Origin of the sequence: Hartmannibacter diazotrophicus, assembly GCF_900231165.1 — a bacterium.
GTDB classification, from domain to species: domain Bacteria; phylum Pseudomonadota; class Alphaproteobacteria; order Rhizobiales; family Pleomorphomonadaceae; genus Hartmannibacter; species Hartmannibacter diazotrophicus.
In genome coordinates this window covers 4,921,806-4,938,581 of the sequence record NZ_LT960614.1, presented here as the reverse complement: position 1 = coordinate 4,938,581, position 16,776 = coordinate 4,921,806, and the positions used below count along the sequence as shown (strand labels likewise).

Annotated in this window: 13 protein-coding genes and 1 pseudogene; 7 read left to right on the top strand and 7 right to left on the bottom strand. The window is 64.4% G+C overall.

The window, feature by feature from the left end; genetic code table 11:
* Positions 1 to 24: 24 nt before the first annotated feature.
* The 5 genes from HDIA_RS22820 to HDIA_RS22800 all read right to left on the bottom strand — a co-directional run bounded on the left by HDIA_RS22820 (position 25) and on the right by HDIA_RS22800 (position 6,320).
* Positions 25 to 1,086 (bottom strand): quaternary amine ABC transporter ATP-binding protein, encoded by a 1,062-nt coding sequence (locus HDIA_RS22820; RefSeq protein ID WP_099558198.1) that lies wholly within the window; start codon positions 1,084 to 1,086, stop codon positions 25 to 27.
* Positions 1,076 to 1,966: an ABC transporter permease gene (locus HDIA_RS22815; RefSeq protein ID WP_099558199.1), complete on the bottom strand. Its 891-nt coding sequence runs from the start codon at positions 1,964 to 1,966 to the stop codon at positions 1,076 to 1,078. The genes HDIA_RS22820 and HDIA_RS22815 overlap by 11 nt, the downstream gene beginning before the upstream one ends.
* Positions 1,967 to 2,050: 84 nt before the next feature.
* Positions 2,051 to 3,073: an ABC transporter substrate-binding protein gene (locus tag HDIA_RS22810; protein WP_099558249.1), complete on the bottom strand. Its 1,023-nt coding sequence runs from the start codon at positions 3,071 to 3,073 to the stop codon at positions 2,051 to 2,053.
* A gap of 509 nt (positions 3,074 to 3,582) precedes the next feature.
* Positions 3,583 to 5,130: a hypothetical protein gene (locus HDIA_RS22805; protein WP_099558247.1), complete on the bottom strand. Its 1,548-nt coding sequence runs from the start codon at positions 5,128 to 5,130 to the stop codon at positions 3,583 to 3,585.
* Positions 5,131 to 5,192: 62 nt separating this feature from the next.
* Positions 5,193 to 6,320, bottom strand: a complete 1,128-nt coding sequence (locus HDIA_RS22800) for a glycosyltransferase family 2 protein (protein ID WP_099558246.1) — start codon at positions 6,318 to 6,320, stop codon at positions 5,193 to 5,195.
* Positions 6,321 to 6,397: 77 nt separating this feature from the next.
* Here HDIA_RS22800 and HDIA_RS22795 point away from each other — a divergent pair, with 77 nt between their 5' ends.
* The gene (locus HDIA_RS22795) at positions 6,398 to 7,120 is read left to right on the top strand and encodes a class I SAM-dependent methyltransferase (protein WP_099558244.1); all 723 of its coding nucleotides are present in this window, start codon (positions 6,398 to 6,400) and stop codon (positions 7,118 to 7,120) included.
* On the top strand, positions 7,117 to 8,094 hold the full coding sequence (locus HDIA_RS22790; RefSeq protein WP_099558242.1) for a lysylphosphatidylglycerol synthase transmembrane domain-containing protein: 978 nt from the start codon (positions 7,117 to 7,119) through the stop codon (positions 8,092 to 8,094). The genes HDIA_RS22795 and HDIA_RS22790 overlap by 4 nt, the downstream gene beginning before the upstream one ends.
* A 33-nt stretch (positions 8,095 to 8,127) precedes the next feature.
* Here the strand turns inward: HDIA_RS22790 and HDIA_RS22785 are convergent, their stop codons facing one another.
* Positions 8,128 to 9,180, bottom strand: a complete 1,053-nt coding sequence (locus tag HDIA_RS22785; RefSeq protein ID WP_099558241.1) for an aldo/keto reductase — start codon at positions 9,178 to 9,180, stop codon at positions 8,128 to 8,130.
* Between the two features lie 84 nt (positions 9,181 to 9,264).
* Positions 9,265 to 9,891 carry an arylesterase gene (locus HDIA_RS22780; RefSeq protein ID WP_245884041.1) on the bottom strand — a complete coding sequence of 209 codons (627 nt, stop codon included), beginning with the start codon at positions 9,889 to 9,891 and terminating at the stop codon, positions 9,265 to 9,267.
* A gap of 205 nt (positions 9,892 to 10,096) precedes the next feature.
* Between HDIA_RS22780 and HDIA_RS22775 the strand changes: the two genes are divergently transcribed.
* The 5 genes and pseudogenes from HDIA_RS22775 to cyoA all read left to right on the top strand — a co-directional run.
* Complete coding sequence (locus HDIA_RS22775; RefSeq protein WP_099558239.1) at positions 10,097 to 10,786, top strand: ABC transporter ATP-binding protein; 690 nt, start codon at positions 10,097 to 10,099, stop codon at positions 10,784 to 10,786.
* A gap of 4 nt (positions 10,787 to 10,790) precedes the next feature.
* Positions 10,791 to 13,382, top strand: a complete 2,592-nt coding sequence (locus tag HDIA_RS22770) for an ABC transporter permease (protein ID WP_099558237.1) — start codon at positions 10,791 to 10,793, stop codon at positions 13,380 to 13,382.
* A 154-nt stretch (positions 13,383 to 13,536) separates the two neighbouring features.
* On the top strand, positions 13,537 to 14,322 hold the full coding sequence (locus HDIA_RS22765; protein ID WP_099558235.1) for a Bax inhibitor-1/YccA family protein: 786 nt from the start codon (positions 13,537 to 13,539) through the stop codon (positions 14,320 to 14,322).
* 313 nt (positions 14,323 to 14,635) lie between these two features.
* Complete coding sequence (locus HDIA_RS22760) at positions 14,636 to 15,193, top strand: transglutaminase-like cysteine peptidase (RefSeq protein ID WP_099558233.1); 558 nt, start codon at positions 14,636 to 14,638, stop codon at positions 15,191 to 15,193.
* A 495-nt stretch (positions 15,194 to 15,688) separates the two neighbouring features.
* Positions 15,689 to 16,705, top strand: a pseudogene (cyoA, locus tag HDIA_RS22755) (ubiquinol oxidase subunit II); the annotation flags it as partial.
* Between the last annotated feature and the right edge of the window lie 71 nt (positions 16,706 to 16,776).

Genomic DNA, 16,776 nt, shown 5'->3' with positions numbered 1-16,776 from the left:
TCTGTTCCGGGGGTCTTCGGCCTGTCAGGCTGCTGCGGCGGAGAAGCCCGAGCCGAGTTCCTGGTCGGGGCGGACCATGGCCTGGACGATGTCGGCAAGGCGGGCGGTGCCGAGGGGGGCGCCGGCCTCGTCGGTGACGACGGCCTCGGCGGCCTTGAGCTCTGTGAGACGGCGGGCGGCGGCCTCCAGCAGCATGTCGCCGTCGATCCTGGGCAGGCCGTCGGGGGCAGCGCCCGCAAGCGGGGTGACGACGGAGTGGAGCTTGACCACCCGGCCGCGGTTCACCTCGCGCACGAAGGTCTCGACATAGTCGTCGGCCGGCTTGAGGACGATGTCCTCCGGGGTCCCCTGCTGGATGTTCTCGCCGTCGCGCAGGATCATGATCCGGTCGCCAAGGCGCAGCGCCTCGTCGAGATCGTGGGTGATGAAGACGATGGTCTTCTTGATCTCCTTTTGCAGATCGAGCAGCACCGTCTGCATGTCGACCCGGATCAGCGGATCGAGCGCGGAGAAGGCCTCGTCCATCAGGAGGATCGGGGCGTCGTTGCACAGCGCCCGGGCAAGACCGACGCGCTGCTGCATGCCGCCGGAGAGCTGGTTGGGGTATTTCCCCTCAAAGCCCTTGAGGCCGACCCGCTCCAGCCAGCGCATCGCGGTCTCGGTGCCTTGCTTCTTCGAGACGCCCTTGATCTTGAGCCCGAAGAGGGCGTTGTCGAGCACGGTCCAGTGCGGCAGGAGGGCGAACTTCTGGAACACCATGGCGGTGTAGGTGCGCCGGAAGTCGCGCAAGCTCTTGCCGTCCATCGCCATGACGTCCTGGCCATTGACGATCACCTCGCCGGCGGTCGGCTCGATCAGCCGGTTGATGTGGCGGATGAGGGTCGACTTGCCCGAGCCCGACAGGCCCATGATCACCTGGATGCGCCCGCCGGGGATGTCGAGGTTGATGTCGCGCAGCCCGAGCACGTGGGAGTGGCCCATCAGCTCGGTCTTGGTCATGCCGGCCTTGACCTTCTCCACATAGGCCTCCGGCTCCTTGCCGAAGATCTTGTAGAGGTTCCTGATCCGGATGCCGTCAATGTCCATGGGCCACCTCCTGGTGCTTCTGCAGGCGCCGGCCGAAGGCCTGGGTGGCGCGGTCGAAGATGATGGCGATGCCGGCGATGGCAAAACCGTTGAACAGCCCCAGCGTGAAATACTGGTTGGCAATGGCCTTCAGCACCGGCTGGCCGAGGCCCTGCACGCCGATCATCGAGGCGACGACGACCATGGCGAGCGCCATCATGATGGTCTGGTTGACGCCGGCCATGATGGTGGGCAGCGCCAGCGGCAGCTGCACGTAGGCAAGCCTCTGGCCCGGGTCGGAGCCGAAGGCGTCGGCCGCCTCCAGCACCTCCGGGTCGACGAGGCGGATGCCGAGGTCGGTGAAGCGGATCACCGGGGGAATGGCGTAGATCACCACCGCGATGAGGCCCGGCACCTTGCCGATGCCGAGCAGCATGACCACCGGGATCAGGTAGACGAAGCTCGGCATCGTCTGCATCACGTCGAGCACCGGGTTGACGACGGCGCGCACCTTGGGCAGGCGCGACATGGCGATGCCGATCGGAATGCCGACGACGATGGAGACGACGGTGGCGACGAAGATCATCGAGATGGTCTTCATCGTGTCTTCCCACATGCCGAAATAGCCGATGAGAACGAGCGCGACGGCCGAGCCGGCGACGATCTTCCACGACCGGCTCGCCGCGTAGACGACGGCCAGAAGCCCCAGGAGGACCAGCGGCCAGGCCGTGTCCACCAGCGTGTGCTCGGACCAGATCAGGAAGGTCTGCAGCGGATGGAACGCATTCTCGATCGAATAGCCATAGGCGCGCGTGAATGCACGGAACCCCTCGTCGATCGCCTTCTTCAGCGCCGTCAGGCTCGTGTCGTCCATCGTCGGAAATTCGGTAAGCCAGCTCATCAAGGCCGTCCTCCTCGAAAGGTCTTCTCGGAACCTGTCCGCCGGCCGGCGGAGACACGTGTCCCCTCCGGCCGGCGGCGGGCCTTACATGACGGCGGCTTTGACCTTTTCAGCCACTTCGGGCGAGACCCACTTGGTCCACACGTCCGGGCTGGTCTTGAGGAAGTGCTTGGCGCCGTCCTCGCCGGTCGCCTGGTTGTCGGCCATCCAGGCAAGCAGCTTGTTCACCGTGGCGTTGCCCCAGGAACGCTTGGTCAGATAGTCGTAGGCCGGTCCGCCCGCTTCCTTGAAGCGCTTGGTGACAACCGTATAGACTTCCGAGGGCGACCATGCGGTCGGCTTGGGATCGGCGCAGTCAATCACGGTGATGCAGCTGTCCCACTCTTCCTTGTCGAAGGTCACGCCCTCGCCGAAGCCGAGCTTGACCATCTCGTATTTGCCGAGCAGCGCTGTCGGGGCCCAGTAATAGCCAAGCCAGGGCTGCTCGCGCTCATAGGCCTTGGTGATCGAGCCGTCGAGGCCGGCGGCCGAACCGGTGTCGACCAGCTCAAAGCCGTGTTCCTCGCCCTTGTAGGCCTTGAAGAGATTGTTGGTATTGGTCTGGCAGCCCCAGCCCGACGGGCAGGTGTAGACCGCGCCCTTGGACGGATCTTCCGGATTGGGGAAGAGCTCGGGATGCTGCATCGCGTCGGGGATCGACTTGATCTCCGGATGGGCGTCGGCGAAATACTTCGGAATCCACCAGCCTTCCTCGCCGCCGTCCGACAGCGATTCCACCGCATAGAACAGCCGGCCCTCGCTGACCGCCTTGTCGAGCGGCTCGCGGTAGGCGTTGATCCAGGCTTCCGGCGCCACGTCCGGCTCGCCCTTTTCCATCATCGAGGTCAGCGTCGGCTGGGTATCGCCCGGAACCAGTTCCGCGTCGCAGCCATATCCCTTCTCAAGGATCGTCTTGTCGATCCAGGACAGAACCTCGGCCGAAGCCCAGTTCATGTTCGCGATCGTCACACGGCCGCAGTCCGCCGCGAAGGCGGCTTGCGGCGTTGCCAGGCCCGCGACCGCGATGAGCGTGCCGGCAAGAAAAGTGGGTTTGATGAGATAGTTCATGTCGCGTTGGTCTCCGTTTTTTTACGCGATTTGGTTCCGCTGTCGTCGACGTCGGCAGCGTTTCGCGCGCCACTCTCACGTCGGCAAAGCCCCTGTCGGAACGAATGCAAGCCGTCTGGAAATGAAGGTCTCGTGCGTCTGTCGATCGCAACCTGTCCCTGTTTTAATGCCATCACCGAACGACTGACCCAGACGAACGGCTGCGTGTAGCGGCGATGATGGTGGCAAGGCACGGCATCCCCGCAAGGCGCGGAGAAACACTGAAAAGGGGCACCAGGATCACCTCGGGCGAGGTTCAAAAGAGGGCATGACACAGTCAGCCCTGATCGCGTGCGGTATGGCCCCAGCCTGCCGATGGCAATGACATCGAGGATGTCAGTGCCGCGTGATGCCGGCTGAAGGCCGGCGGCTCCATACTGTACGGGGCGGCGCGCTATGTCAAAGACGAATGGCTTCGTGGCACGGTATGTGCGGATTTGGCTGGGCTTGCCGATGACAGCGGCGAAGACTCATTCGGCCGAGGAAGGTGGTTGCATTCCCGGCCTCAGCCCGGTCTGGAACAGCGCAGAGTCGGGACGACCGTTGAGAAAGTCATTCTGCTTGTAATAGAAGGCCGCGTAGATCGTCACGACGACAGAAATCGCCAGCATGCTCCTGAAGAGAAGTGAGTTTCTTCCAAGGAGCCAAACAAGCTTGCTTTGAGTGACTGCGGGCAATGCGGTCCGCCACGAGCATTCGGCACCGATTCCTCCCAGGAGGAAAAGGAAAAGCAGGGGACAGAAGGCCAGTTTGTATCGGAACGCCACCGTGGCATAGCTCAGGATCAGAGCGAAGCTGATCGAACAAGCGAGTGCCAGACCTGCGAACCAGAGCCCAGGAAGCGGCGTCCGGCGCGAGAGGCGCGCAATGAAGATCGCGCCGAGAAGGCCATAGCTCCAATAGGGCAGCCACAGAAAAAAGGCGCCAATGAGCGGGGGCTCGTTCCGGACAGCGTTCAGAGACCATCCGCGTATGATTGTCTCCTGAAGGCCTTCGGCATTGAAGAGGTGCATCAGGAAGTTCGGAATGATCCGCAGCAACTGGAAACGGCCATCGTCGACGACGCCCTTCATCCAGGGATCGTCGCCGTAGACATGCAATCTGAAGCCGAAGGAGGCGACAGGGCCGGTTTCGAGGGGGTCGCCGAAACGCAGCCAGTTGACCAGGAGATAGAGGCCAAGCGCGAGGCCGAGGATCATCCCGGGAACAAGGCTCCGGGCGACAAGCCGCGCCATCCGGCCGGAGAGCTTTCCGGACGCGACGGGCTCGGCCAATGTCCAAAGGCACATGAACCCGACCGCCATATAGAGCGAGACGGCCATGGGCGGACGGCCATGCAGACAGATGCCGGCGGCCAGTGCCAATGCGGCCAGTTCTCCGGTGGAGAGAACGGGGATCGAACCGCGCAGGGCGCAGGCGATCGGACGGGCCAGGAGCCAGAAGAAGACGCTGACACAGACGAGCGCGACACCGAAGGGCTCGTGATAGACCGACGCATTTCCCGCCAGGATCACGACAGGCGAGGCGACCCAGGCAAGGAGGCCGGCAAAGACGACCGTGCCGATGCCTGCCGGCCTCGCATCGTCGCCCGCCGTTGCGGCCATCATGCGCAGGATCGCCAGATGCAGGAACAGGGCGCTGGCGCATGCCTCCAGCCAGACGAAGACCCGAGGGCCGGGGACGGGCAGGTCGAAATAGAGGAAGGGAAGGCGCAGGATGGCCGGGAAGATGCCGTAATAGAGATAGTATTTGCCGCCGACGATCATTCCCTCGTTGCCGATGGCCGCGAAGGGCACATCGAAACGGCCCTGCAGCAGGGATCTCGCGTAGGCCTCGTAGGCGCCGCCCAGGGTGTCGATGCCGGAAAAGTCGAAGCTGCCGTTGGTCAGCAGCGCGAGATAGGCGAGGCTGGCGAGGAGCGCGAAGACAGTCGTGGACGCAATCGCCGAACGGCGCGCTTCTCCCTCGGCGCCGATGTCCGCTCCGGAGGCCGGCGTTCCGCCCGTCAGCAGTGTCATCGCGAGATCCCCTCCTCGACGCGATCCTGGCTTGGCGCGATTTTGGCCCGGCTCACCTTGACTCAGGCCGACTTGGCCTGGGCGGATACGGTTCTGGCGGCAGCCGCGGCCGGCTGGTCGTCGCCGGCCATTCGGTCCTGTCTCTCGTTCGACTGGTTGGCATTTCTCTTGTCCGCCGCCGGCCATTCGGTCAGGGCGGCCTGCAGGCGCTCCTGCTGGGCGCGGGGCGTTGCCTTCGCCTCCATCGCGGCCAGACGAAGGTCCATCTCGCGCAGCGCCAGCAGGCTCTGTTCCAGAAGGATGCGATTGTTGCGGATGAGATCGGCGGTCACCCCGAGCGCCAGAACGAGAACGCCGACGGTGAGAAGCGCGCTGCCGATCACGAGCGACTGGATGTGGCCCTCGCTGTCTCCGTTCAACGCATAGACGAGGAACCGGAGCATCGGCGCCGATCCGATCGCGGTAATCGCCAGACCCGCAGCCAGAAAGACCCGGAGCGGCTTGTACATCGCGTAAATGCGAAAGAGGGTGGCGAGCGACCGGCTGATGAAATGCGGAATGCTGCGGAAAAGGCGGGAGTCCCGTGTCTTCGGATTGGTGCGGACCGGAACGCTCGTTGTCGCAATCCGCTTGTCGCCGGCCTGCAGGAGCATCTCGATCGTGTAGCTGAAGTTTGAGACGATGTTGATCTTGAGCGCCGCCTCGCGGGAGATCGCGCGAAAGCCGGAAACGGCATCGGGAATGTCGAGGCCGGAGAAATGCCGGACGGCATGGCTGCCGAGACGCTGCAGGAGGCGTTTCAGCGGCGAGAATTCATCGATGCTCGACGTCTGCCGGTCACCCACCACGAGATCCGCCCGGCCGTCGAGAATGGGGGCAACCAGGGCAGGGATATCGCCGCCGTAATACTGGTTGTCGCCGTCGGTGTTGACGATCACGTCGGCGCCGAGCCGCAAGGATGCCTGCAGCGCCGTCGAAAAGGTCTTGGCAAGTCCCCGGTTGCGGCGATGGCGGACGATATGCGTCACGCCGAGGCGGCGCGCGACCTCCACGGTGCCGTCCGATGAACCATCATCAACGATTAAGGTTTCGATTGTATCGATACCGGGAATGGCATTCGGCAAGTCGGCAAGCGTCGCCGCCAGTGTATCGGCCTCGTTGAAGCAGGGAATCTGAACAATCAGCTTCAAGGGGCTCTCCGATTTCTTGTATGCACCGGCTGGGGCCGCGTCCTGATCTTGGGTGACGCAATCAGGGGCATGACGTGATGAGTTCCACGATTAGCGACAAAGTTCTTAAATTTCCTTATGTCAGCCTAGTTCATGCCCTCAGGGATCTGAGCGGCGTTGCCCGGAACGAGACAGAGGGAAAGACGGTCGACCGGTCCCGAACGGGCCTCTGGCTGCGCAGTCTTCTCGCCATCTACGACATCGACGACATGAACCGGCTCGACCTTGCCTGGTGGCAGCTCGATGCCCTCGCCGAGGCGGACCGTTTCCTGGCCGCAAGACCGCAGGCGCGCGTCTTCGAATACGGCAGCGGCGCCAGCACGCTCTGGCTGGCGCGCCGCGCGGCCAGCGTGACGAGTGTCGAGCACGATGGCGCCTGGCATCGCCGCGTCAGCGGGATGCTCGGTTCCTATCCGCATGTGACGCTTCTTCACGTCCCCGGCGCGATCGTCGGCGAGGCCACGAGCGCCTACGGCAGCGGCAAGGGCAATGCCGCGGGTCTCGATTTTCGCGACTATGCCCATGCCATCGACGGTCAGGGCCGGTTCGACATGATCGTCATTGACGGCCGTTGCCGCGAACGCTGCCTCGATCTTGCCAGGCGGCATCTTGCGCCGGGCGGGATCATCCTCTTCGACAACTCCAATCGGCGCCGCTACCAGAAGGCGCTGGCGAACTGCGGACTGGCGGCGAAGCGCTACGCGGGATTGACGGCCTGCCTGCCGTATCCCGACGAGACCACGATCCTGAGCGCTCCATGAGGATGCCGAAGGGCCTTTCCGGCCGACGTCTTGCCGGACTTGCCGGGACCCTGCTTGCGATTGCCTGCGGCATCTTCTTTCTGCGCACCCTCGGGGAGGTCCTCGGGCGCCTCGACGGCCGCGGCCCCAGCGCGGCTGCCATCGCCGTGACGGTCATCGCCTGCCCGGTCTACGCGGCGACGCTCTGCCTGATCGCCGCGGGATGGACACGGCTTGCCGCTGCCGGAACCCCAGAAGACGGCGCGCCAAAAGACGGAGCGATGGACATCCCGGCCGCCAGGATTTTCGCCATTCAGGCCGTGACACAATTCGGCAAATACCTGCCGGGCAACCTCTTCCACTATGCCAGCCGGCACGCGATGCTGGCGAAGGACGGGTTCAGCCATCGCCGGCTGATCGCCGCGGCGCTCGCCGAGAATCTTCTCCTGATCCTGGCCGCTGCAAGCGCCGGATTGCTGCTGGTGGGTCTCTTCCCGTTTCCGCTATCGCTCGATCTTCCGAAATGGGCGGCGATTGACATGGTCGCCGGATCCGCGCCCTTGCGCATCGGGCTTACGATCGCCGCGCTCCTCGTGCTGCTTCTCGTCTTGGAACGAGTGGTTATAAGGCTGACGACGCTGCCGCTGCGCGGAAGTTTTGGCCTCTACGCACTGTTTTTCCTGCTGCAGGGACTGATCTTCGCCCTGCTACTTGCGACCGTCTCGGGCAGGGTGCCACCGGTTGGAGCTCTCGGTGTCGTGCCGCTCAGCTGGATTGCCGGCTTCGTCATCCCGGGAGCGCCAGGTGGCCTCGGGATCAGGGAGGCGGTGCTGCTTTTCGCCCTTGGGCCGTTTGCCGGCACCGATACGGTGGTCCTGACCACCGTACTCTATCGCATCGTTACCTTCGGCGGCGATGCGTTGCTCTTTGGCGCTGGTCTGTGGCTGATCCGCCGTTATCGTTCCACTGGCGAGGCCGCTGCGTCACGAAGCTGACTCTGGGCGGCATGCCCGCCGCACCCGAAGACGTCAGGGGCAGGGATTGCCGTGGAGCTGATGTGCGGCGTCGACAGCTGCCTCCATCTCGGAGGTAAAGTCGAAGCTGGCGCTGGCAATCGCGACTTTCAACTGCTCCGTCGAGGTCGCGCCGACGATGTTCGACGTCACGAACGGCCGGCTGGTGACGAAGGCGTTGGCGAAGAGCGCCGGATCGACGCCGAAGTCGCGTGCGATCGCCACATAGGTGGAGATCGCCTCGGCGGTTCCCGGCTTTTCGTAGCGCTGCAGGCGATTAAAAAGCTGCTTGCGACTGCCCTTCGGCAGCGCGCCATTCTCGTATTTGCCGGTGAGATAGCCCTGCGCCAGCGGCGAATAGGCGAGAAGGCTCACGTCCTCCCGGTCGCAGGCCTCCGCGAGGTTGACCTCGAAAATGCGGTTGACGAGGCTGTAGGCATTCTGGATCGAGGCAACACGCGGTCCTTTGCCCACCTCCGCTCCGGCAACGAAGCGCATCAAGCCCCAGCTGCTTTCATTGGAAAGACCGACGTGGCGCACCTTCCCCGCTGTGACGAGGTCATCGAGATAGCCAAGAATGTCCTCGATCGGCGTCTCATCTGCTTTCGGCGGCACGCGCACGAAACGGGTCGGGTTGCTGCCGAAGCCGGAGACCTCGCGCTCGGGCCAATGGACCTGATAGAGATCGACATAGTCCATCTTTAGCCGGCGAAGCGATTTGTCGATTGCCTCGTCGATCTGGGCTTTCGTCAGCCGCCCCTCGGAACCGTCGTTGCGGAACCACGTCATTTCCGAGCGGCCGATCACCTTGGTGGCGACGATTACCTTGTCGCGCAGGCCTCGCGCCTTCACCCAGTTGCCGACGATCTCCTCGGTGCGGCCCTGCGTCTCCGGCTTCGGCGGGCTGGGATAGAGTTCGGCCGCGTCGAGGAAGTTGACGCCGTGGTCCAGGGCCATGTCCATCTGGGCAAAGCCTTCGGCCTCGCTGTTCTGCTCGCCAAAGGTCATCGTTCCGAGGCAGATGGAACTCACGGTGAGACCAGTGCGGCCGAGGGGACGGTACTGCATGAAGCGTCTCCGGAAACGGTCGGTCGGAGTTTGAAAAAGACAGGCGGGGAGAGGTCCGGCGAACCGCGGACCGGGAGGAGTGTCTTAAGGGGTCCTCGCCTCTTTGACCAGCGTTTCGGCCAGCGGCAGGATATTGGCGACGATCACGTCGACACCGGCGGCGGTGGGATGGATGCCATCGCCCTGGTTGAGAGCCGGGTCGGCGGCTACGTCCTTGAGGAAAAACGGGAAGAAGAGAACGCCGTGCTTCCTGGCCAGTTCAGGGAAAACCGCATTGAACTCGGAGGCATAGGCCTCGCCCATGTTGGGCGGCGAGAGCATGCCGGCGAGCAGCACCTTGACCCCCTTCTGCTGCAGCGTCGTGATGATGGTGTCGAGGTTCTGTTGCACCAGCTTCGGATCGACGCCGCGGAAGGCATCGTTGGCGCCGAGTTCGACGATCGCCGCGTCGGCGCCGGCGCCAAGCGACCATTCGAGGCGGGCAAGGCCGCCGCTCGTGGTGTCGCCCGAAACGCCGGCATTGAAGATCGAGGTGTTGTAGCCCCTTGCGTTGAGCGCCACCTCAAGCTTTGCCGGAAAGGCATCTTCGGGATCGAGACCAAGGCCGGCCGTGAGGCTGTCGCCAAGGGCCAGAATCCGGACAGTCTCCGCAAGGGCGACCCCCGGGACGGCACAGGTGAGGAGAAAGGCCAGCAGAAGTCTCTTGAGCACGATTTGTCCCGCTTGGTCGTCAACTATCCCGGATGTGACTGGCGGTCACGGTAACCCAACCCATATAGGAAGATTCATAGGGTGCGCCACCCAAAGACGCGCATTTCACGCACTTCGACATATTCATCCGCCTGACGGCGCTTAGTCAGGTCAAAATGGCCCCTTAAGTCCAAGGACGCAGCGCTTGCCATCCAGCCCCGTCATCATGATCGAAAAGGTCGACCTCAGCCTCGGCGAGGGTGCGGCCCGCGTCCACATCCTCAAGGACATCAACCTTGCCATCTCGGCCGGCGAGAGCATCGGCATTCTCGGGCCGTCGGGGTCCGGCAAGTCGACGCTGCTGATGGTGATGGCCGGGCTGGAGAGGGCCGAAAGCGGACGGGTCGTCATCGACGGCGAGGATCTGGGTCGGCTCAACGAGGACGCGCTGGCGCGCTTCCGGGGGCGACGGATCGGCATCATCTTCCAGTCCTTCCACCTGCTTCCGACCATGACGGCGCTGGAAAACGTCGCCGTACCGCTGGAACTCTCGGGCCGGGCGGATGCGTTCGAGCGTGCCCGGGCCGAACTCGAAGCCGTCGGCCTCGGTCACCGGCTTTCCCACTATCCGGCCGAAATGTCCGGCGGTGAGCAGCAACGTGTCGCCATTGCCCGAGCCCTGGCGCCGGAACCCGCGATCCTGATCGCAGACGAACCGACCGGCAATCTCGACTTCGAGACCGGCGAGGAGATCATCCGCCTGATGTTCGAGGCAAGCCGCCGCCGCGCCATGACCCTTGTCCTCGTCACGCATGACCGCGCCCTCGGAGCACGCTGCGACCGGCAGGTGACGATGCGTTCCGGCGAAGTCGTCGAGACGGCCGCGGACCACGCGGCAACGCATGAAGAGGCCTGAGCCCATGGCCTCCCTGCGTTCTGGCGCCGGTCGTTCGGACCGTCCCTCCTTTTGGCTGGCCGCCCGCTTTGCCGCGCGCGAACTGCGCGGCGGGCTTTCGGGCTTCGTGATCTTCGTCGCCTGTATCGCCATCGGCGTTGCCGCGATCGCCAGCGTCGGCGCGACGACGCGCGCGATCACCGAAGGGCTTTCGGCCGAAGGAGCGACGATCGTCGGCGGCGACCTTTCCTTCCGCCTCGTCCAGCGGCCGCTCGATGCCAAGGAGCGGGGCTTCCTCCAGACATTCGGCGAGGTCTCCGAAATCGCCTCGCTGCGCGCCATGGCGCGGATTCCCGATGGACAGCCGAATGCCGGCAACAGCGCGCTCGTCGACGTCAAGGCCGTGGATGGTGCCTATCCGCTGAAGGGGACGATGCTGCTCGATGGCGGCGGCACGCTCGTCGAGGCCCTGCGCCACAGGGGCGAGTCCTACGGCATCGTCGTCGATCCGCTGCTGCTCGCCCGTCTCGATCTTGCCGCCGGCGACATGATCACGATCGGCAAGGCGTCTTTCCGCATCGCCGACACGATCGCCAAGGAGCCGGACCGGGTCGGCACGGGCATCGATTTCGGCCCGCGCGTGATGATGAGCCGGCAGGCGCTCGATGCGACCGGCCTCATTCAACCTGGAAGCCTTGTGCGCTATTCGGCTCGGCTGGAACTGCCGGGCACCGTCAGCGACGAGGCCGTTCACGCCGTCGAGGACAAGGCCAAGGAGGCCTTCCCGGAAGCCGGCTGGCGCATCCAGACCCGGGACAACGCCACGCGCGGCTTCGATCGCGATGTCGGTCGTTTCGCACAGTTCCTGACGCTTGTCGGCCTGACGGCCCTCCTCGTCGGCGGCGTCGGGGTCACCAACGCGGTGAAAACCTTCCTTGACCGCAAGCGCGACGAGATCGCCACCATGAAGGCGCTGGGCGCGCCCGGCGGCTTTGTGGTCGCAATCTATCTGATGCAGATTCTGGCGATCACGCTCGTCGGCGTCGCCATCGGCCTCGTGCTCGGGGCGATCGCGCCTTTCGCCGGCGGCGGCTTCATCGCCAACACGCTGAAACTGCCGATCGTCTTCGGTTTCTATCCGCTGGAGCTGGCGCTCGCCGCGCTCTACGGTCTCCTGACCGCCGTCGCCTTCGCCCTGCTGACGCTCGGCCGGGCGCACGACCTGCCGGTCAGCGCCCTCTTCCGCGACAGGGTCGCGCCAGGGCGGGCATGGCCGCGAACCGTTTATCTCGTGGCAACGCTCGCCGTTGCGCTGTCTCTTGCGGGGCTTGCGATCCTTCTCGCCTATGACCGGCGCGTGGCGGGCGTCTTTGTTGCCGCCTCGGCCGGCGCCTTCCTGCTGCTCTATGTCGTCGCCCAGGGCGTGATGACACTGGCCCGGCGTGCGCCGTCGCCGCGCTCCACCGGCCTGCGCCTTGCGGTCCGCAACATCCACCGGCCCGGCGGACTGACGGTCTCCGTCATCCTGTCGCTCGGCCTCGGCCTCGCCCTGCTCGTGACGCTTGCCCTCATCGACGGCAATCTGAGGCGCCAGCTCACCGAAGCGATCCCCGAGCGGGCGCCGGCCTTCTTCTTCCTCGATATCCAGTCGACGGAAGCGGCCGCCTTCGATGCCCTCGTCAAATCGACAGTGCCGGACGTGACGATCGAGCGGGTGCCGATGATGCGCGGGCGGATCACCGCCCTCAAGGGGGTCTCGACGACCAAGATCGAGCCGCCGGCGGACGCACGCTGGGCGCTGGAGGGCGACCGGGGCATCACCTATTCCGACACGCTGCCGAAGGCCTCGACGCTGGCGGACGGGAAATGGTGGCCGGCGGACTACAGCGGCGAGCCGCTCGTCTCCTTCGAGGACGAGCTTGCCAAGGCTCTCGATCTCAAGATCGGCGACACGGTGACCGTCAACGTGTTCGGGCGCGAAGTCACGGCGAAGATCGCCAACACCCGCCACGTCGACTGGGATTCGCTCTCCATCAACTTCGTCATGGTGTTCTCGCCGAACACCTTCGCCGGCGCGCCGCATTCCGAACTTGCCACGACGACTTTCCCGAAAGGGGCGAGCGAGGCGGACGAAACCCGGCTGATGAAGGCCGTCGTCGCCGACATGCCCACCGTCACGGTGGTGCGGGTCAAGGAGGTGCTGGACGCGGTCAACTCGATCATGCGGCAACTGGCCCTGGCCGTGCGTGCCGCCGCGTCGATCGCGCTCGTCTCCTCGGTGCTGGTGCTTGCCGGGGCCCTTGCCGCCGGTCATCGCCAGCGCATCTACGACGCCGTGATCCTGAAGACCTTCGGTGCCAGCCGGGGCCGGATTCTGGCCGCCTACGGCGCGGAATACCTGCTGCTCGGTCTGGCCGCCGCCGTCTTCGGCGTCATCGCCGGCAGCCTTGCGGCCTTCGGCGTGCTGGAGGGCATGATGAGGATCGACATGGTCTTCGAGCCGGTCGTCGCCGTCGGCGCGGCCCTCGTCGCCCTTGTTCTGACGATCGGCCTCGGGCTTCTCGGAAGCTGGCGTATCCTCGGCAAGAAGGCCGCTCCGGTCCTGAGGAACCTTTGATGCGGCTTAACCATACGTAGATTTGCGTAAGACTGCGTCCGATTTCCATCCACGAAGTCTTGTTGCAGCCGCAATAATTCCCCATATTCACGATGCGCAGTGGGTGGCCGTCCGGCCGCCCGGCCAACGAACACTCTTTAGGAGAGGTACTCACATGTCGAATCCGGAACGCAACGCCTATGCGCGCTACGGTTCGGTTTCGTCGCGCGTCGGCGCTGGCGAGATCGACCAGGGCCTGCGGGCGTACATGCTGAAGGTTTACAATTACATGGCCCTTGGCCTCGCCCTCACGGGCGTTGCGGCCTATGGCGCCTTCAGCGCTGCCGTGACCACTGATCCGAGCGGCGCTGCCGCGCAGGCCGGCAACGGCCTTTATCTGACGGGCTTCGGTGTCGCGCTCTTCACCAGCCCGCTGAAGTGGGTCGTGATGCTGGCGCCGCTGGCGCTGGTCTTCTTCCTGTCCTTCCGGATCCAGAAGATGAGCGTCGCCGCTGCCCAGGGCACCTTCCTCGCCTATGCGGCGCTGGTCGGCCTGTCGCTGTCGTCGATCTTTCTGGTCTTCACCGGCCAGTCGATCACCCAGGTCTTCTTCATCACGGCCGCCTCCTTCGGCGCGCTAAGCCTCTACGGCTACACAACGAAGCGTGACCTTTCGGGCATGGGCTCGTTCCTGTTCATGGGTCTGATCGGTCTCATCATCGCCTCGGTGGTGAATATCTTCCTCGCCTCCTCGGCGCTCGCCTTCGCGGTGTCGGTGATCGGCGTGCTGGTGTTCGCGGGCCTCACCGCCTACGACACCCAGCAGATCAAGGAGATGTACTACGAGAGCGACGACGCGACGACGGCTGGCCGCAAGGCCATCATGGGCGCGCTTCGCCTCTACCTCGACTTCATCAACATGTTCATCATGCTGCTGCAGCTCGTGGGCGACCGCCGCTAAGGCGATCGGACAAGGCAATCATCCGATTGAAAACGGGAGCGCGGTCTTCGGACCGCGCTCCTTTTTCTTTGCCGGTCTCGCACTCAGGCTCTCCCAATCAGTCTCTCCCTCAGGCTCCCGGGCGGCTTCCCAGGAACGGCCAAATCTCCCACGATCCTCAAAATCGGCACATTTTTGCGCGCAGAGTTAGGCGGTTGTTTACCGCGTTTCTTCAGCCTCGCCGCGCGTTGGCCGATGCGTCTTCCGGCTTAAGCGGCGGGTAACGGGTTTCCTGCAAGCCTGTCCCCGTTCCAGTTCCGGAGACGCGCCGATCATGTTCCGCTTCCTTCGCCTCGCCATTGCCGCCCTCCTCCTCGGCGGCGTGCTGCCCGTTCAGACGGCTTCCGCGATCGAAGGCTTCGGCGCCCCGCGCATCCTCGCCGGCCGGCCGACGCTCGCACCCTTTGGCTATGTCCGTTTCTGCCACAAGAACCCGGACGACTGCCGCGGCGGCAAGGCGACCGCGATCGCCTCCGACGCTGCCTCGCTCGCCCGCCTTGGCGAGGTGAACCGCACGATCAACCGCACCATCCGCCCCCGCAACGACAAGGGGGATGTCTGGTCGGCGGATGTCGCCAGCGGCGACTGCGAGGACTATGCACTCTCCAAGCGCCGCGCGCTCGTCCATGCCGGGTTCCCGGCCGCCGCGCTTCGCATCGCCGTCGCCGTGACCCCGAGCGGAGAGGGACATGCGGTGCTCGTGGTGCGCACGGCGAAGGGCGACATGGTGCTCGACAACCGCTTCGACACTATCCTGTCCTGGAGCCGCACCGACCTGACGTGGAAGAAGATCGCGAGCAGCGAAAATCCGCTCGTCTGGCGGTCGATCTGACCGCGCAAGGCCGCAGAAGGTTTCGCCAAATCTCCCCCGACGAGTGTCCATAGACATCGCAGCATCGGTCCCGCGTGATCATTCGCGCGGTTTTTTTTGTTGCGACCGGGCCGCGCGATGCCATGGCTACAACTGCGGCCTTTGCCGACGCATTCGGCCTCCAACTGTGGAAAGGCCGGAAATCCGCCCTATCTTCGGACGCATGCATGGCCCGGGCGCCAACTTTTCCGGGGCGGATTCTGCGCGAGTCCGCTCGGATTGCTGCGTTGCAGCGCAGCAAATTCAAGCAGTAAGACTATTTTTCGACATCGGAAAAAATTCACCGAAAATAAGGTGACCTGATGAATCGAAAATCCCCGAAGACCCGACATATCAATCGTTTAAATCTTCAAGACCGTCGACGTCCCGGATACTAAGGTTGGCATACCAGTGGGACAAATCGCCCAATGGAGGGGTATGGGACCCTACGATATTTCCCGCATAGCAATAACCCTGATGATCGAGCTTGCCCTGATGTTTCGGAAATTCCGACGCGGCGCCCTCGCGGTACCGATGCTCCTCGTTCTGTCCGGCTGCAACATGGTGGTGATGAACCCCTCTGGCGACATCGCCGTGCAGCAGCGGGACCTGATCGTCCTTTCCACCGTGCTGATGCTGCTGATCATCCTGCCGGTGATGGCGCTGACGGTCTTCTTCGCCTGGAAGTACCGCGAGGCCAACAAGGCGGACTATGCGCCCGAGTGGCACCATTCCACGCGTCTGGAAGTCGTGATCTGGGCGGCGCCGCTCGCCATCATCATCGCGCTCGGCGCGGTGACCTGGGTGAGCACCCACATGCTCGATCCCTACCGGCCGCTCGACCGCATCTCCGAGGGCAAGCCGGTGGACCCGGCGGTCAAGCCGCTCACCGTCGAGGTCGTCTCGCTCGACTGGAAATGGCTCTTCATCTACCCGGACTATGGCATCGCCTCGGTGAACGAGATGGCCGCCCCGGTGGACGTGCCGATCAATTTCAAGATCACCTCCGACGGCGTCATGAACTCCTTCTACGTTCCGGCGCTGGCAGGCCAGATCTACTCCATGGCCGGCATGGAGACGAAGCTGCATGCGGTGATCAACAAGCCCGGCACCTACGAGGGCTTTTCGGCCAACTATTCCGGCGCCGGCTTCTCCGACATGCGCTTTGCCTTTCACGGGTTAGACAAGACCGGCTTCGACGCCTGGGTGAAGACCGTGAAGTCGTCCGGCGACGCGCTCGGGCGGCCCGAATTCCTGGCGCTTGCCAAGCCGAGCGAGAAGGAGCCGGTGCATCACTACGGCACCGTCGACCCGGGCCTCTATCACGCGATCCTCAACATGTGCGTGGAGGAGGGCAAGACCTGCATGGACCAGATGATGAACCATCAGGGCCACGGCGAAGCCACGTCCGATGCCGGCCAGATCTGCCTGCCGGGCGAGCAGCGCGTCGCGGCGGCGGCACTGCCGATGAGCCTTGCCCCGGCGACGAAGCAATGAGCGGATCCTGACGCCTTGACCCGCCGTCACGCGTTGCCGCGGCGGCGGCAGACTGAGCCTTCAAGGAG

Excerpts from the sequence above, each read along its gene's own strand:
- HDIA_RS22770 (WP_099558237.1), top strand. The coding sequence starts at position 10,791 with ATGGCCTCCCTGCGTTCTGGCGCCGGTCGTTCGGACCGTCCCTCCTTT.
- HDIA_RS22785 (WP_099558241.1), bottom strand. The coding sequence starts at position 9,180 with ATGCAGTACCGTCCCCTCGGCCGCACTGGTCTCACCGTGAGTTCCATC.
- HDIA_RS22805 (WP_099558247.1), bottom strand. The coding sequence starts at position 5,130 with ATGACACTGCTGACGGGCGGAACGCCGGCCTCCGGAGCGGACATCGGC.
- HDIA_RS22765 (WP_099558235.1), top strand. The coding sequence starts at position 13,537 with ATGTCGAATCCGGAACGCAACGCCTATGCGCGCTACGGTTCGGTTTCG.
- HDIA_RS22775 (WP_099558239.1), top strand. The coding sequence starts at position 10,097 with ATGATCGAAAAGGTCGACCTCAGCCTCGGCGAGGGTGCGGCCCGCGTC.
- HDIA_RS22795 (WP_099558244.1), top strand. The coding sequence starts at position 6,398 with ATGAGTTCCACGATTAGCGACAAAGTTCTTAAATTTCCTTATGTCAGC.
- HDIA_RS22790 (WP_099558242.1), top strand. The coding sequence starts at position 7,117 with ATGAGGATGCCGAAGGGCCTTTCCGGCCGACGTCTTGCCGGACTTGCC.
- HDIA_RS22810 (WP_099558249.1), bottom strand. The coding sequence starts at position 3,073 with ATGAACTATCTCATCAAACCCACTTTTCTTGCCGGCACGCTCATCGCG.
- HDIA_RS22760 (WP_099558233.1), top strand. The coding sequence starts at position 14,636 with ATGTTCCGCTTCCTTCGCCTCGCCATTGCCGCCCTCCTCCTCGGCGGC.
- HDIA_RS22820 (WP_099558198.1), bottom strand. The coding sequence starts at position 1,086 with ATGGACATTGACGGCATCCGGATCAGGAACCTCTACAAGATCTTCGGC.
- HDIA_RS22815 (WP_099558199.1), bottom strand. The coding sequence starts at position 1,966 with ATGAGCTGGCTTACCGAATTTCCGACGATGGACGACACGAGCCTGACG.